Origin of the sequence: Burkholderia sp. Ax-1719 (assembly GCF_011753055.1) — a bacterium.
Lineage (GTDB): Bacteria > Pseudomonadota > Gammaproteobacteria > Burkholderiales > Burkholderiaceae > Paraburkholderia.
The window spans coordinates 116,243-131,541 of the sequence record NZ_VWWJ01000001.1; the positions used below are offsets into that span (position 1 = coordinate 116,243).

Below are 15,299 nucleotides of genomic sequence, written 5' to 3' on the forward strand. Positions count from 1 at the left end.
CATGAGCCTTTCCCTATCGGTTGACGAAGCGAAGTATATCCCGGCGTTCGTGCGCCATTTGAGCAATCAGAAGCCTTCGAGCACAATCTTCCCGCGCGCGCGGTTGGTCTCGATCAGCTCGTGCGCGCGGCGCAGATTCGCGGCGTTGATGCTGCCGAAGCGCTCATTGAGCGTGGTCCGCAGCACGCCTTCGTCGATCAGGCGCGCGACGAGATCCAGCAGTTCATGCTGGCGAATCTGGTCCGCCGTGCCGAACATCGAGCGCGTGAACATGAATTCCCAGTGCAGCGACACCGCCTTGCTCTTGAGCTTGCGGAAGTCGATCAACTCCGGATCGTCGATCAGGCCGAGCCGGCCTTGCGGCTTGATCGACGCCACGATCTCGTCGAAGTGATGATCGGTCTGGTTCAGGCTCGCGACATACTCCACACCCTCAAGGCCAATGCGCTTGAGTTCCTGCGAAAGCGGCTTCGTATGATCGATCACGTGGTGTGCGCCCAACTCCGTCACCCATTGCGCCGTCTCGGGACGCGAGGCCGTGCCAATCACGGTAAGCCCCGTCAGTTGCCGCGCAAGCTGCACGAGGATCGAACCCACTCCCCCCGCCGCGCCGATCACGAGCAGCGCCTGGCCGCTGGCTTCGCGAGCCTCCGGCACCTGCAGGCGATCGAACAACAGTTCCCACGCCGTGATGGTCGTCAGCGGCAGCGCCGCCGCCTGGGCGAAGTCCAGCGTCGCGGGCATAGGGCCGACGATGCGTTCGTCCACCACATGCAGTTCGCTGTTGGTGCCGGGGCGCACGAGCGAGCCCGCATACCAGACCTTGTCGCCCGGCTTGAAGAGCGTCACATCCTTGCCGACCGCTCGCACCACGCCGCTCGCGTCCCAGCCCAGCACCTTCGGCTGGCCGTCCGTGGGCGCCATGCGTGCGCGCACCTTCACGTCCACCGGATTGACCGACACGGCGCGCACCTCGACCAGCAGATCGTGCGCGCCCGGCGTGGGATCGGGCAGGTCGAGGTCGATCAACGATTCGGGATCGGTAATCGGCAAGCTGCGGTGGTAGCCAATCGCTTTCATCATGCTTCTCCAGTTGAAATCATTCGTGAGAGCAATCATGAGCGAAATCGCGCGCCCGACCCAGCGGGCGGCTGCACAAGCAGTTTCAACGCAGGATTGAAAATGCGCAGGCGGCTCAGCCGAGATAGGCGGCGAAACGCTGCTGGAGAAAGTCGCGCAACGCGCCCACGGTGGGCGAGAGCATGGCGCGGTGCGCGCAGACGAGATGGAGCGGCGCGTGTTCGGTGTCAAAGTGCGCCATCGCGGGTTCGAGCAGCCCGGCCTTGAGATCGGCGAGCACATCCAGGCGCGATTTGTAGGCGAGTCCCAGCCCCGCCAGCGCCCATTTGCGCACCAGTTCGCCGTCGTCGCTGCTGCGGTTGCCGTGCACGCTCACGACGATCGGTTCGTCGTCGCTGAAGAAGGTCCAGCGATCATGCAGCGTGTCGCTCAACGCGAAGCGCAGGCAGTTGTGGCGCGCCAGATCGGCGGGCGTCTGCGGTTTGCCGTGACGCGCGAAATAGGCGGGCGTGGCGCACAACACACGGCGATTGTCAGGCACGAGCGGCAGCGCCACGAGGCTCGAATCTTCGGGCACGCCATAGCGGATCGCCAGCCCGATGGGCGCACGGAACATATCCGCGATCTGATCGCCGATACGCACCTGCAGCGACACGGCCGGATAGTGCGCCTGAAAGTCGTCGAGCCAGCCGTTCAGCACGTTGCGCCCCAGATCCGAGGGCATCGACAGCGACACCGTGCCGCCGATCATCCCGCGCCCATGAGCAACGGCGTTCTGCCCCGCCTCCAGTTGCTCGATGGCGTTACGCGCGAACGTCAGGTAGCGCTCGCCGTCGGCGGTCAGGCTCAGGCTGCGGGTCGAGCGCGCCAGCAACCGCACGCCGAGTTCCGCTTCGAGCCGCTTAAGGCCCGCGCTCGCCACGGCGGGCGTGAGATCGAGCTGGCGCGCAGCAGCGGAAAGACTGCCGTTGGCCGCCGCCGAGACAAAAATCTCGAGGTCTTCGAGTCGGATCATGGCGTCTGGTGGAAGGAACGGGTTGGCATCACGCCAGATAAGGTTGCAATATTTCGGATGCCTGATCGAATTTTCGTTCGAGAAAATCCAGCAACGTACGTACGCGCGGCGCCATATAGGGCGTGCGCTGAAACAGCGCGTTCACGGGCGCGTCCGGGCAGCGCCACTCGGGCAGCAGCAGTTGCAGACGCCCCTCCTGCAGATCCGCGCCAATGTCCCAGATCGACTTCATGACCACGCCGCGCCCTTCGATCGCCCATTCGCGCGCCAGTGCGCCGTCGTTGGTTTGGCGCGAGCGCTCTGGCGGCGCGGTGAACAAAGCGGTCTCGGCGCCGTGCGTGAAGCGCCAGTTGTTCGATATGCCCGCAGCGGAGCCCAGCAGAATGAAATCGTGCTGGTCGAGTTCGTCGGGATGGCGCGGCGTGCCGCGCGCCGCGAGATACGCGGGCGAGGCGCACAACGCGCGGCGATTATCGGCGAGACGTTTGGCGACCATCGCGCTATCGGCCGGCATGCCAAAGCGGATCGCCATATCGATATCGTCCTGCAACAGATGCGAAAGCGAATCGGAGAGCACCAGCGTAAGCGTGACCTGCGGGTGCCGCTCGTTGAATTCGTCGAGCCAGTGGCGCAACACTGCGCGCCCGAAATCCGAGGTTGCCGACACCCGCAACGCGCCACTCACCGATGCGCGGCCCGCCTGCAAAGCCGCGCGCGCGTCGTCGAGCGTTTGCAGCGCGTGCTGGCAGTGAGCAAGATACACACGGCCTTCGTCGGTCAGGCGCAACCGGCGCGTGGAGCGCTCGAACAGTTGCGTGCGCAACACGCCTTCCAGCTTGACGAGCCGCGCACTGGCGGCCGCCGGCGACAGCCCGAGCTTGCGCCCCGCCGCCGAGAGGCTGCCTTGACTGGCCGCTTCGACGAACAGCCGTATGTCTCCAAGATTGTCCATGGTGCGCCGAGGGGAGTGACGGGAAGCGCCAGCCGGGCCACCCCGGCTGCGCGAAACCGGCATGTTACCGCGCCTGGCCGCTCACGATCCGGCAAGCAGTTGCCGCAAGCGCGCAAACTCCACCGGTTTAAGCAGATGCGCGGAAAACCCCGCCGAAAACGCGCGTGCCTTGTCCTCTTCCTGGCCATAACCCGTTATGGCGATCAGCTTGACCGGTTGCAGCGTTGGGTCGGCGTGAATGCGGCGCGCGAGTTCGTAACCGTCGATTTCGGGCAGGCCGATATCGAGCAGCACGATCTCGGGTTTGAAGCGATGAACCAGATCGAGCGCTTCGCGGCTCGAATAAACCGCCGCGACTTCGTGACCGTCCTCCTTTAGCAGCGCCGCCATCAGATCGGCGCCGTCGCGATTGTCGTCGACCACGAGGACACGGTGCACGTGGATCGCATCGCCCGCCGCCACGGGTTTGACCGCCGATTCCGCATGCGCCAGCGGCAGGCGGATTTCGAAGCTCGCGCCTTGATCGACGCCATCGCTGCGCACGCTCACCGAACCGCCATGCATGTCGATCAGCCGCTTCACGATGGCAAGGCCAATACCCAGTCCGCCCTGGGAACGATCGAGCATGCGCTCGCCCTGCGCGAACAGATCGAAGACCTTCGGCAGCATTTCCGCCGAAATGCCCACGCCGTTGTCACTGATCGTCACGACCGCCTGATTGCCCTCCTGATGCGTGCGCACGCGGATCTCGCCCGGCGGCGGCGTGTATTTGGCGGCATTGGCCAGCACGTTGCCGAAGCATTGCACCAGCCGCTGCGGGTCGCCCATGACGCTCAGCGCTCCCGCGCCCGAGTGCACGACAATCGCGTGGCCTTTCTCGTGCACCAGCATTTCCACGCTCTCGATCGAATTGGCGATCAGGCGATCGAGACGCTGCGCGCTGCGCCGCAACTCGATCTTGCCCTGCGTGATGCGCGATACGTCGAGCAGATCGTCGACCAGCCGCGTGAGTTGCGTCACCTGACGCTCGACGATATCCACCGCCTGAGTGGCGCGCGACGGCTGCGCCAGCAGCCGCGCCAGCAGATCGGCGGCGCTGCGCAACGGCGCGAGCGGATTGCGCAGCTCATGCGCGAGCATGGCGAGAAACTCATTCTTCTGCCGGTCGGCCGCTTCGAGCGCTTGCCGCTGCCGCTGCAAGGCTTCCTGCGACTGACGCCGCTCGGTGATATCGGTCGCGGCGCCGAACCATTCGACGATCTCGCCTTTCTCGTCGAACAGCGGCACCGCGCGCGAGGAAGTCCAGCCGATGCTGCCGTCGACGCGAATCACCGGATGCTCAAGTTCGAACGGCGTGCGCGTGCGCACCGCGCGCGCGATCGCTTCGAGCACGGGCGGCTGATCCTCGGGGCGTATGTATTTGTCGATCCAGGTCTGATTCGGGCCGGCCTCATCGGAAATGAAGTTGCGGCCCTGGAGCTGGCGCATCTCGCGCCAGTCCGCGCTCATGCGATACACCGCATCGTTGGTGGCCTGCACGTAGGCGCGAAAGCGCGCCTCGCCCTCGCGGCGCAGATGCGCCAGCTCCAGCAGCGAGCCCACACGCGTAAGCAGCTCGCGCGCATAGAAGGGCTTGACGATGTAGTCGTCGGCGCCCGCCGCGAGGCCTTCGATGCGCGCCTCTTCGCCCGCGCGCGCCGAGATCAGGATCACGGGCACATCGCGCAGCATGGGATCGGCGCGCAGGCGGGCGATCAGCCCGAAGCCGTCGAGGCGCGGCATCATCACGTCGGCCAGGATCAGGTCCGGACGTGTGCCGCTGGCGTGTTCGAGCGCGGCCTCGCCGTCGCCGACCACGTCGATCGGGTAGTGCGCCGCCAGCAGATCGCACAGGTACGCGCGCATGTCCGCGTTGTCGTCGGCCAGCAGGATGCGCGAGCCGTAGGTGCGGGCGAAACGCCCGTCGGCTTGCTGCGCTTCGCCCGCCGGGTCGTCCACCCAGGCGGGCGCGCCCACTGGCGACGGCGCTTCGGGCAGCCAGCGCATGGCTTCGTCGACCCACGCTTGCGCCACTGTTGCGCCAGCCGCACCGGTGCCGGTCGAGCCGGTCGAGCCGGTCACGCCAGGCGCGGCGGCCGTCGACGGCTGCACCTGCTCGGGCGGCAGATGCTCGCTGCCAAACGGCAAGCGCACGCGAAACGTACTGCCCGCGTTCAGTTCGCTCTCGACTTCGATCGTTCCGCCATGCAGGCGCACGATTTCCTGCACTAACGCGAGACCGATGCCGGAGCCTTCGTGCGTGCGCGAGCGCGTGCCTTCGACGCGGTGGAAGCGTTCGAACAGCCTCGGCAATTCCTGCGGCGGCACGCCCACGCCGCTGTCGCTTACTTCGAACAGCGCAACATCGCCACGGCGCGCGAGCGTGACGCGAACCTCGCCATCAAAGGTGAACTTGAAGGCGTTGGACAGAAGATTGAGGACGAGCTTTTCCCACATGGCCCGATCGACATAGACCGGCTCGCCAAAGGTCTCGCATTCGACGCGGAACGCCAGGCCCGCGCGCTCCATCGCCGAACGGAACGAGCTGGCAAGGTCGCGCGTGAGCGCGGCGAGATCGACGGCGGCGTAGGAGGCGTTCGCGCGGCCCGCCTCGATGCGCGCAAAGTCGAGCAGCGAGTTCACCAGCTTCAACAGGCGTTGCGCGTTGCGATGCGCCACATCGAGCTGCGTGTGTACGCGCGCGGGCACGTTGGAGGCCGCAAGCGCATCGGCGAGCGGGCCGAGCATCAGCGTCAGCGGCGTGCGGAACTCGTGGCTCACGTTGGAAAAGAACGTGGTCTTGGCGCGGTCGATCTGCGCGAGCGCTTCGGCGCGGCGGCGCTCCTCTTCATATGCGCGCGCATTGTTGACCGCCGACGCAACCTGGCTGGCGACGAGTTCGAGAAAGCTCAGATAGAGCGCATCGGGCCGGATATAGGCGCTGATGCCGATCACCAGTGCGCCCGCGTAGCGGTTGGCCACGCTCGACTTGACCGGCACGATGGCCAGTTGCGCCGGGGGAATCGGCCAGGGACCGGCCGGTACGCTCGACAGCAAGGCGGATAAATCGCCGTGAAGCTGCAGCGAGCCAGTGTGCAAAGCACGCGCGATGAGTGCGGCAAGGCCGCCAGCGGACGCGTTGATCTCGACCGCGGCAGTCGAAACGTCATCGCTTTGCGCGAAGCCGGTCGATCCCGCAAGGCGCAGCGAGCCGTTTGCCTCGTCGTCCAGATAGAACATGGCGAACGGCACGTCTTTGGCGTATCCGGCGAGCACGTTCGCGGCGCGCTCGCACGCCTGCGTGGCCGTCTTCGCCTCGGCCAGATGCGAGCCCAGATCGCCGAGGATCTTGAGTCGCCGCTCGCCGATCACCTTCTGCGTGATTTCGATGGTGGTGGCGAGCACGCCGCCGATGCCGCGCGGCGCAGCGTCGTCCGGCACGGGGCTATAGGCGATCGTGAAATGGCTTTCCTCGGCGAAACCATGGCGACGCACGATCAGTTCGATATCGTCCATCCAGGTGGCCTGACCGCCGTTGAACGGCACGTCGACCAGCGGGCCGAGCACGTCGTACACCTCGTTCCAGCAGACGCGAAACGGCAGTCCCAGCGCCTGCTGGGGATGTTTCGCGCCCAGGATGGGCGCGTAGGCGTCGTTGTAAATCTGGATGTAGTCCGGTCCCCACCAGAGCAGCATCGGAAAGCGGTTGGCCAGCACGAAACGCACGATCATGCGCAGCCCCGCCGACCAGCCGGATTGCGGACCGAGCACCGTGGCGCCCCAGTCGAACTCGCTGACGAGCTGCGCCATCGAAGCGGGGGAATTCGCGCTTTCGCTGGGTTCGCGGCTTTCGCGGCTTTCGACCGCCATGCTGGAAGACGGCTGCGGGAGATCCGTCGACGATTCCATTCAGCGCTCCTGATCGCGGAGAGTGCCGCCGGTCATGACGATCGATAGCCGGCAAACCGTGTAAAGCAATCAACGTACCACGGTTGCCGGACGTCAGCTATAGGGGTGTCGCGGCAGGTGGCGCGGAGCGTCCGTCGTCGCTTGTGCGATGCTGGACGCACGATCACGCCGGCGCTTCAGCCCGATCCAGGTGCAGCGCCTGATTCATGGCCATGGCATCGCGCTTGGGCGACTGGCCGAACATGCGCACATATTCGCGGCTGAATTGCGAGGCACTTTCATAGCCCACTTCGAACGAAGCGGTTTCCACATTCGCCGCGCAGGAAATCATCAAACGCCGCGCTTCGAGCAAACGCAGCTGCTTCTGATATTGCAGCGGCGTCAGCGACGTCAAAGTCTTGAATTGCCGATGAAAAGCCGAAAGACTCATCTGCGCAATTTCCGCCAGTTCCTCCATCCGAACGCTTTCCCTGAAACGGCTGCGCAGGTTATGCATGGCGCTGATCACCCGCTGCGACGGACTATTCATCAGCGTCAATCGCGCGACATCGGCGCCATGCGCGCCCGTGAGCAGCCAATAGCCGATCTCGCGCAGTATCAGCGGTCGCACTACGGCAATCGCCTGAGGCGTATCGAGCAGACGCGCCATCCGTAGCGCGCAATCGGCCAGCGGACCGCCGAAATCGGTGACGAAGATGCCCACGCCATCCGCGTCGCTGGGCGGGGGCGGCGCGTCCAGTTCGTCGGCCACACTGCGCATCACGGTGAAGTCGAGTTCGATCGCCATGACGAGACATGGCTCGCCCGGACTGGCCTCCACGACGCGGCCAATCGACGGTGCTTCAACGCCGATCACCAGCGCCTGTCCTGCCTTATAAACCAGCTGGTTGCCGCCGAACGTCGCCCATTTCGCGCCCTGCGCGACGATGCACAGTGCCGGCTTCGAGATCATGTGCGAAGGCGGCTTGGGATGATCCGAACGCATGATGGCCACGCCGTCGATGGGCGTCATGAATGGACTATCGCCGGATTGGCGCTGCGTGTAGCGCAGGAGCGCTTCGGCCAGTTGATCGTGCATAACGGAGTCCTCGTGCAGGATCAGGCAGAAAATTGGAGAGTTCCGGCATTCTAGTCCCGCATCGCGCTCGACATAATGAACCCGCACGTCGACATCCGGCGACGCCAAACTACAGGAGCCTGAATCATGGCCAGCAGCAACATTGCGATCGTGACGGGCGGCAGCCGCGGCATTGGCCGCGAGGCCGTACTCTGTCTCGCCCGGCGCGGCGTGGACACGATCTTCACCTATAAGTCCAACCGCGAGGAAGCCGCCAAAGTCGTGGCGCTCGTCGAGCAGGCGGGCGCACGGGCCATTGCCTTGCCGCTGGACACCGGCGATTCAGGCGCTTTCGCCGCATTTGCCGAGGAAGTACGCAAGTCGCTCGCCACGCTGGGCGCGCAGCGCTTCGACTACCTCGTGAACAACGCGGGCATTTCGTCGAGCGCGAACCTGGAATCGATTACCGAAGCGGAAATGGACGCGCTCTACGACGTCCATTTCAAGGGCGTGCTGTTTCTCACGCAGAAACTGCTGCCGCTTATCAACGATGGCGGCCGCATCGTGAATATTTCCTCGGGGCTGGCGCGCTTTGCGATGCCCAACCGCATTGGCTACGGCTCGATCAAGGCCGCCGTGGAAGCGTTGACGCGCTATATGGCCGTCGAACTCGCGCCACGTCGCATCGCGGTCAATGTGGTCGCGCCGGGCGCGATCGCGACTGACTTCAGCGGCGGCATCGTGCGCGACAATCCGCAGGTGAACAAGGCCGTGGCCGATAACACCGCACTCGGCCGCGTGGGCTTGCCGCAGGACGTCGGCCCGGTGATCGCCGGGCTGCTGTCCGACGAATTTGGCTGGGTCAATGCACAGCGAATCGAGGTGGCGGGCGGCATTCACATCTAGCCGTCGAACGGTATGCACCCGGTGAGCGGCGCGGGCGCGATTTCCGCAGAGGAATTCGTCGCCCACGCTGCCATTTTCCTTTCAGGCAAGCGGATTGCTCTCGCATTGCGCGGCCACGCAAACCCCTGCAACCTCCATCCCGGCCGCCTCATTCAAGGGAGAATCCGTAATGAAAAAGCTGCTTCTGATCGCCGCTACGACGCTCGTTTCGCTCGCTGCCATCCAGCCGGCTTTCGCTTACGATCATCACAACTGCCATAAGGTGCGCGTGCATCATCATTGGGAGACGCGTTGCCATCATTGATCCGCGATCGCGGAAACTGACGGTGGCGGCTTTTGCTATGATCCCCGTTTGATTTCCGGAAGATTACCCTGTGCAGATCCTCGTCGACGCCGACGCTTGTCCGTCCGTCATCAAAGACATGTTGTTTCGGGCCGCGCGTCGCGTCGAGGTCTGCGTCACGCTGGTGGCCAATCAGTATCTGCGCACCCCGCCTTCGCCGTTCATCAAATCCATCCAGGTGCCGGCGGGCTTCGACGTCGCCGATAACCGCATCGTCGAACTCGCCGAATCCGGCGATCTGATTATCACCGCCGATATCCCGCTGGCCGCCGCCGTGCTGGAAAAAGGCGCGCACGCGCTCGATCCGCGCGGCAACTGGTTCACGCCGGATACCATCAAGGAAAAGTTGACGATGCGCGATGTGATGGATCAATTGCGCAGCACCGGCATCGAAACCGGCGGCCCCGCGCCGTTCTCCACGCGCGACAGCAATACTTTCGCGAGCCAGCTCGACCGCTTTCTGGCGCGGCACGCGCAATCGCCGGGCAAGAAGCCCTAAGCGCAATCACACGCAGCATTACACCGCGCCGATTTCCGCCGCCACCGGCACATTGCCCGATGCGCTCATCGCGCGCGGCTGCAACATCAGCGCGACCAGTGCCGTCCAGCCGGTCTGATGCGATGCGCCAATCCCGCGCCCGTTGTCGCCATGAAAATACTCATGAAACAGCACGAGATCGCGGCAGCGCGGGTCGGCCTGCAATTGCGGATAGGCGCCCATTACCGGGCGCTCGTTCTTGCCGTCGAGCAGAAAAAGCGTGGTCACGCGCCGCGCGAGTTCGTCGGCAATCTGCGCGAGCGAAAGCTTCCTGCCCGACCCAGTCGGATATTCGACGAGAAAATCGTCGCCGTAATAGCGATGGAATTCGTATAACGATTCGATCAGCAGATAATTGACCGGCATCCAGATCGGCCCGCGCCAGTTCGAATTGCCGCCGAACACGCGCGAATCCGATTCACCCGGCAGATATTGCACGCCGAAATTGCAACCGTTGTAGCGATACACAAACGGCTGGTCCAGATGCGTGCGCGAGAGCGCGCGTACGCCATGCGCCGATAGAAACTCGCTTTCGTCGAGCACGCGTTTGAGCAGCGCTTTCATGCGATGCCCGCGTAGCAGCGACAGCAGCAGCGAATTGCCCTTGCCCGGCTGATTCCAGCGCGAAACCAGCCGCGCCAGATCGGGCCGATGTTCCAGAAACCACACCAGCCGGTCGCGCAAACCGGGCAGTCCGCCATGCACCTGCTCTTCCAGCACGCGCACCGCAAAGAACGGGATCAGGCCGACGATCGAGCGCATACGCAGCGGCTCGATCGTGCCATCGGGCAGACGCAATTTGTCGTAGAAGAATTCGTCGACGCTATCCCACAGGCCGGTATCGCAACCATCGTCGCCACTCACCGCACCGGCGATATATAGGAAGTGCTCGAAGAACTTCACGCCGATATCGACGAACACATGATTGTCGAACGCGAGTTCGAGCGCGATACGCATCAGATCGAGCGCATACGCAGCCATCCACGCGGTGCCGTCGGCCTGATCGAGACGCCCGCCCGTGGGCAGCGGCGACGATCGATCGAAGATGCCGACGTTATCCAGTCCGAGAAAGCCGCCCTGAAAGATATTGTGGCCGTCCGCATCCTTGCGGTTCACCCACCACGAAAAATTCAGCAGCAGCTTGTGGAAGATGCGCTCAAGAAACTCGCGGTCGCCGTGACCGGTGATGGTGCGATCGATCTCGTAGACGCGCCATGCGGCCCACGCATGCACCGGCGGATTCGCATCGCCAAAGGCCCATTCGTAGGCAGGAAGCTGACCGTTGGGATGCTGATAGCGGTCCTTCACCAGCAGCAACATCTGCTTCTTCGCAAACATCGGATCGATCAGCGCGAACGCCACGGCCTGAAACGCCAGATCCCACGAGGCGTACCACGGGTATTCCCATTTGTCCGGCATGGAGAGAATGTCGGCGTTACAGAGATGCTGCCAGTCCGCATTGCGCCCGCGCCAGCGCGCGGCGGGCGGCGTGGGCTGAAGCGGATCGCCCTGCATCCAGCGATGCACGTCGTACTCGTAATACTGCTTGGACCACAGCAGGCCCGCGAGCGCCTGGCGTTGCACGAGGCGCGCATCGGCGCTGTCGATATCGCGCTGGAGCGCGGCGTAAAACGCGTCCGCTTCTGCAATGCGGCGCGCAAATAACGCGTCGATATCGAGCGCCGCGTCCTCCTTCGGCGCGGATACGGGCCGCCAGCGCAACGTCACGACGGCACGCGCATGCGCGGCCAGTTCGAGATGCACGCGCGCGGCTGCTTTCGTGCCCGCATCGCGGCGGATCGCGTTTTCATCGCCGTGCACGATGTAATCGTTGAAGCCGTCCTTGAACGGCCCCGCGCCCTGCATGCCGAAGAGCCGCTGCACATTGGTGTCGTTCTCGCAGAACAGCCACTCGACGCTCATGGCGTCCTTCGATTGCGCGGTGACGATCAGCGGTTCGTGCCGGTCGCCGCGCGCAAGCAGATGATCGCCTTCAGCGGATGAAATGAAGCTGAGCGACGGCTTGCCGGTAACAGGCTTCCATGACCACGTATTGCGCGCCCAGATCTGCGGCAGCACGTCGATTGCCGCGTGCCGTCCCGCGCGGTTTTCCACCGTGATGCGCATCACGATGTCTTCGGGCGTGTGCTTCGCATATTCGATATGGACGTCGAAATAATTTTCGTCGTCAAACACGCCGGTATCGAGAATTTCGTATTCGGGCACGGCGGTGCCGCGCCGCGCATTTTCGTCGACCAGATCCTGATACGGAAACGCCGCATGCGGATACTTGTAGAGCATGCGCATGTAGGAATGCGTCGGCGTGCCGTCGGTGTAGAAGTACAGTTCCTTGACGTCCTCGCCGTGATTGCCCTGCTCGTTCGTGAGGCCGAACAGACGCTCCTTCAGGATCGGATCGCGGCCATTCCACAACGCCAGCGAGACGCACCAGCCAAGCCGCTCATCGCTGAAACCCGCCAGGCCGTCCTCGCCCCAGCGATAGGCGCGCATGCGCGCGTGATCGTGCGGAAAGTAATCCCATGCAGTGCCATGCTCGCTGTAGTCCTCGCGCACCGTGCCCCACTGACGCTCGCTCAGGTACGGTCCCCAGCGCTGCCAGCGGGCGTAGTCGCTCGAATAGAGGCGTTGGCCTTCGGCGGTGAGGTCGAGACCGGCGGCGCGCTGCAGCATGGGCATCCCCTTCTCATGGGTCGGCGCGCAGGCGCGCCGGGAGCCTCATGCTAGCGCGGTTTGGCTGGGGGCTGCTGATCTCCGGCTGCGCCCGGCTCGCCAAGCCGCTCAAGAATACGCAGCAGCTCGCCGAGTGACCACGCCTGAAACGGCGTGCCTCCGGCTTGATGCGGTGCATCGCCATCGGCCACTTCGCTGATGTGATCGAGCCCCGCGCGATCCAGATGCGCGAGCAGCGGCGCGACGAAGCGCGCGTACGCAGTCGCGCGTTGCGCTGCGTCATCGCCATGCACGCGCAGCCATGCCTCCACGAAAGGGCCCAGCAGCCACGGCCAGACCGTGCCCTGGTGATACGCGCCGTCGCGCTCCAGCACGCCGCCCGCGTAACGGCCGCGATAGGCAGGGTCGGACGGCGCCAGCGTGCGCAATCCCATCGGCGTAAGCAGGTGCGTTTCCACTTGCGCGAGCACCGCGCGCGCCGCGTCGCCCTCCAGCAGCGCGAACGGCAGACCGCCCAACGCAAAAATCTGGTTCGGTCGAATCGAGCCATCAAGCTGGCCATCGATATGATCCACGTCGATCACATCGAATAGCGCACCGGTGGCCGGATCGACGAAACGCTTCGTGAACGCAGCGCTGGCGCGCGTTTCGAGTTCGCGCCAGCGCGGATCCCACCCGAGCGCAACGCGCAGCGCGTTGATCCACAGCGCCTGGATTTCGACCGGCTTGCCGATTCGCGGCGTGACCACCCAGTCGCCCGCCTTCGCGTCCATCCACGTGAGTTGCACGCCCGGCACGCCCGCGCGCAGCAGGCCGTCGCGCGGATCGGCGACGATGCCATAGCGGGTGCCGCGCGCGTAGCCGTCCAGAATCGCGTCGACGGCGTTTTGCAGCACGCGCCGCGTTGGCTCGGGCACGGTCGCCGCTGCAAAAAAATCGTGCACGGCCACCACGAACCAGAGCGACGCGTCGACCGAGTTGTATTCGGGCGCGCCGCCCGCATCGGGGAAGCGGTTCGGCAACATGCCTTCGGAAACGGTCGAAGCCCATTCGAGCAGGATCGCGCCTGCTTGTTCGAGGTCTTCGGTCCTGCCAGATCCGTTCGCGAGCAGCAGACCGCGCATGGCGATAAAGGTGTCTCGGCCCCAATCCGTGAACCACGGGTAACCCGCGACGATCGTGCGGCCATCGCCGCGAGCGACCACATAGGCGCGCGCCGAGCGTTGCAGCCGCGTGCTGCACGACGCGCGGCGCAACGCCTCCAGACCCGCCAGGCGCAGTGCGCGATTTGCCGCGTTTTCGCCGCTATCCGCCGCGCCAGCCGCTATTTGCGCGCGCAGCAGCAACACCGCATCGCCTTTGGCAAGATCGAACGAGAACACGCCAGGCGTAGCGAGATCTTCGATTGCGTCGAGTCCGCGCTCCGCTTCGCGTACATAGAAAAAATGGCGATACCAGTCCGGTGCGTGCGCATAGCTGCCGTTCGATTGCGCGACGATGGCGGGCAGATCGCCATAGGGTTGCCAGCGCACACGCTCGCCGTCGATTTGCGCATCGAAGGCGAACGCCGGATTCTCGTGATGAAGCGCGTGATAGTCGCGGCCCGACAGCAGCGGGCGCACTTTCAGCGTCCAGTCTGCGGCGATGTCAGGCGGCGCCTCAAGACGCCAGCGCAGCACGGTTTCGCGGCTCGACGTGGCCACGAATACCTCGGCGATCAACGCCACGCGGTCGTTCAGCGCGTAGCGCCAGGTCGGCCACGGCGACGTGGCGAAGTTCGCGATGCGGTTCGTGATATCGGTCGCAAGCAGGTCGGGCGCATAGCGCTGCGCGGTGAGCGCGATCTTGCCGCCGTCGTGTTCGAGCCAGGCTTCGACGCCATTGACGAGCACCACGCGGCCCGTGGGCGGTTGAGTCGCGCTGAGCAGCAGCGCGTGATAGCGGCGCGTGCGCGCAGTGCCGACGGTCCCGGAGGCGAAGCCGCCCGCGCCATCCGCTTCGAGCCATTCGTCGTCCAGGCGCGCTGCATCGATGGGAGGGGCAAGACGCGTCATCGGGTGGCCTCGCCAGAGAGGTTTGCGGATGACGTCGAGTGTAATGGAGCGCCCGAAGGAGCGCCCGGAGGACCGCTCCGGGAAGCGCTCCGCCCGCTCTCGCGGCGCAGGCGCTTCCGGTGTACTGCGAGAGTACTACGTCACGAATTACTGGCCGATGCCCAGCAGTTCGATTTCGAACGTGAGCGTGCTGTTCGGCGGGATCGGGCCGACTGCGCGGTCACCGTAAGCCGTGTCGGCCGGGCAGGTCAGCTTCGCCTTGCCGCCGACCTTCATCTTCTGCACGCCTTGCGTCCAGCACGGAATCACGCGGTTGAGCGGGAAGCTCGCCGGGCCGCCATGCTTGGCCGAAGCGTCGAATTCGGTGCCGTCCGCGAGCGTGCCGCGATAGTTCACGCGCACAACATCGGTAGCGGCCGGCGACGCGCCGGTGCCTTGCTTGAGCGTTTCAACCACCACGCCCGAGGGCAGCTTTTCGACGGGGTTGGCGGCGAAGGCGCTCGACGCGACGGTCGCAGCGGCGATCAAGGCAATCAGGGATTTCATGCGAGGTCCTCGTGGAATAGAGCGTCGATTATATCGGCAGGGCGGTCTGGCGCCCCAAACGCCGGCTCCGCAATGGATGGCCCCGTTTGCGGCGGCGGATTCGACGTGACGCGCAGGATTGGCGACAATGCTCCCCGCGCGCCAAAGCCGGCGCACTATCTGGAAAGCA

Annotated in this window: 11 protein-coding genes; 3 read left to right on the top strand and 8 right to left on the bottom strand. The window is 64.8% G+C overall.

Features of this window, described 5'->3' with window-relative positions; all coding sequences use genetic code 11:
- Positions 1-66: 66 nt before the first annotated feature.
- The 5 genes from F3J17_RS00520 to F3J17_RS00540 all read right to left on the bottom strand — a co-directional run bounded on the left by F3J17_RS00520 (position 67) and on the right by F3J17_RS00540 (position 8,073).
- On the bottom strand, positions 67-1,080 hold the full coding sequence (locus tag F3J17_RS00520) for a zinc-binding alcohol dehydrogenase family protein (RefSeq protein WP_167054358.1): 1,014 nt from the start codon (positions 1,078-1,080) through the stop codon (positions 67-69).
- Between the two features lie 115 nt (positions 1,081-1,195).
- The gene (locus tag F3J17_RS00525; RefSeq protein ID WP_167052771.1) at positions 1,196-2,095 is read right to left on the bottom strand and encodes a LysR family transcriptional regulator; all 900 of its coding nucleotides are present in this window, start codon (positions 2,093-2,095) and stop codon (positions 1,196-1,198) included.
- Positions 2,096-2,123: 28 nt separating this feature from the next.
- On the bottom strand, positions 2,124-3,047 hold the full coding sequence (locus tag F3J17_RS00530; RefSeq protein WP_167052773.1) for a LysR family transcriptional regulator: 924 nt from the start codon (positions 3,045-3,047) through the stop codon (positions 2,124-2,126).
- An 81-nt stretch (positions 3,048-3,128) separates the two neighbouring features.
- On the bottom strand, positions 3,129-6,995 hold the full coding sequence (locus F3J17_RS00535; protein ID WP_167052775.1) for an ATP-binding protein: 3,867 nt from the start codon (positions 6,993-6,995) through the stop codon (positions 3,129-3,131).
- Between the two features lie 163 nt (positions 6,996-7,158).
- Positions 7,159-8,073, bottom strand: coding sequence for an AraC family transcriptional regulator (locus F3J17_RS00540; protein WP_167052777.1), 915 nt, complete (start codon positions 8,071-8,073; stop codon positions 7,159-7,161).
- A gap of 126 nt (positions 8,074-8,199) precedes the next feature.
- On the opposite strand from F3J17_RS00540, the gene F3J17_RS00545 reads away from it, so the two are divergent.
- From F3J17_RS00545 to F3J17_RS00550, 3 genes are all read left to right on the top strand, one after another.
- Positions 8,200-8,958, top strand: coding sequence for an SDR family oxidoreductase (locus F3J17_RS00545; protein ID WP_167052779.1), 759 nt, complete (start codon positions 8,200-8,202; stop codon positions 8,956-8,958).
- Positions 8,959-9,127: 169 nt separating this feature from the next.
- Complete coding sequence (locus tag F3J17_RS36405) at positions 9,128-9,262, top strand: hypothetical protein (RefSeq protein ID WP_275692881.1); 135 nt, start codon at positions 9,128-9,130, stop codon at positions 9,260-9,262.
- Positions 9,263-9,332: 70 nt separating this feature from the next.
- A complete protein-coding gene (locus F3J17_RS00550) occupies positions 9,333-9,800 on the top strand; it encodes a YaiI/YqxD family protein (RefSeq protein WP_167052781.1) in 468 nt (155 codons plus the stop codon).
- Positions 9,801-9,818: 18 nt separating this feature from the next.
- On the opposite strand, the gene F3J17_RS00555 is transcribed toward F3J17_RS00550, so the two are convergent.
- The 3 genes from F3J17_RS00555 to F3J17_RS00565 form a co-directional block, all read right to left on the bottom strand.
- Positions 9,819-12,536 (bottom strand): glucosidase, encoded by a 2,718-nt coding sequence (locus tag F3J17_RS00555; RefSeq protein WP_167052783.1) that lies wholly within the window; start codon positions 12,534-12,536, stop codon positions 9,819-9,821.
- A gap of 44 nt (positions 12,537-12,580) precedes the next feature.
- Positions 12,581-14,584: an amylo-alpha-1,6-glucosidase gene (locus F3J17_RS00560; RefSeq protein WP_167052785.1), complete on the bottom strand. Its 2,004-nt coding sequence runs from the start codon at positions 14,582-14,584 to the stop codon at positions 12,581-12,583.
- Between the two features lie 147 nt (positions 14,585-14,731).
- On the bottom strand, positions 14,732-15,130 hold the full coding sequence (locus F3J17_RS00565; protein WP_167052787.1) for an FKBP-type peptidyl-prolyl cis-trans isomerase: 399 nt from the start codon (positions 15,128-15,130) through the stop codon (positions 14,732-14,734).
- Positions 15,131-15,299 lie beyond the last annotated feature (169 nt).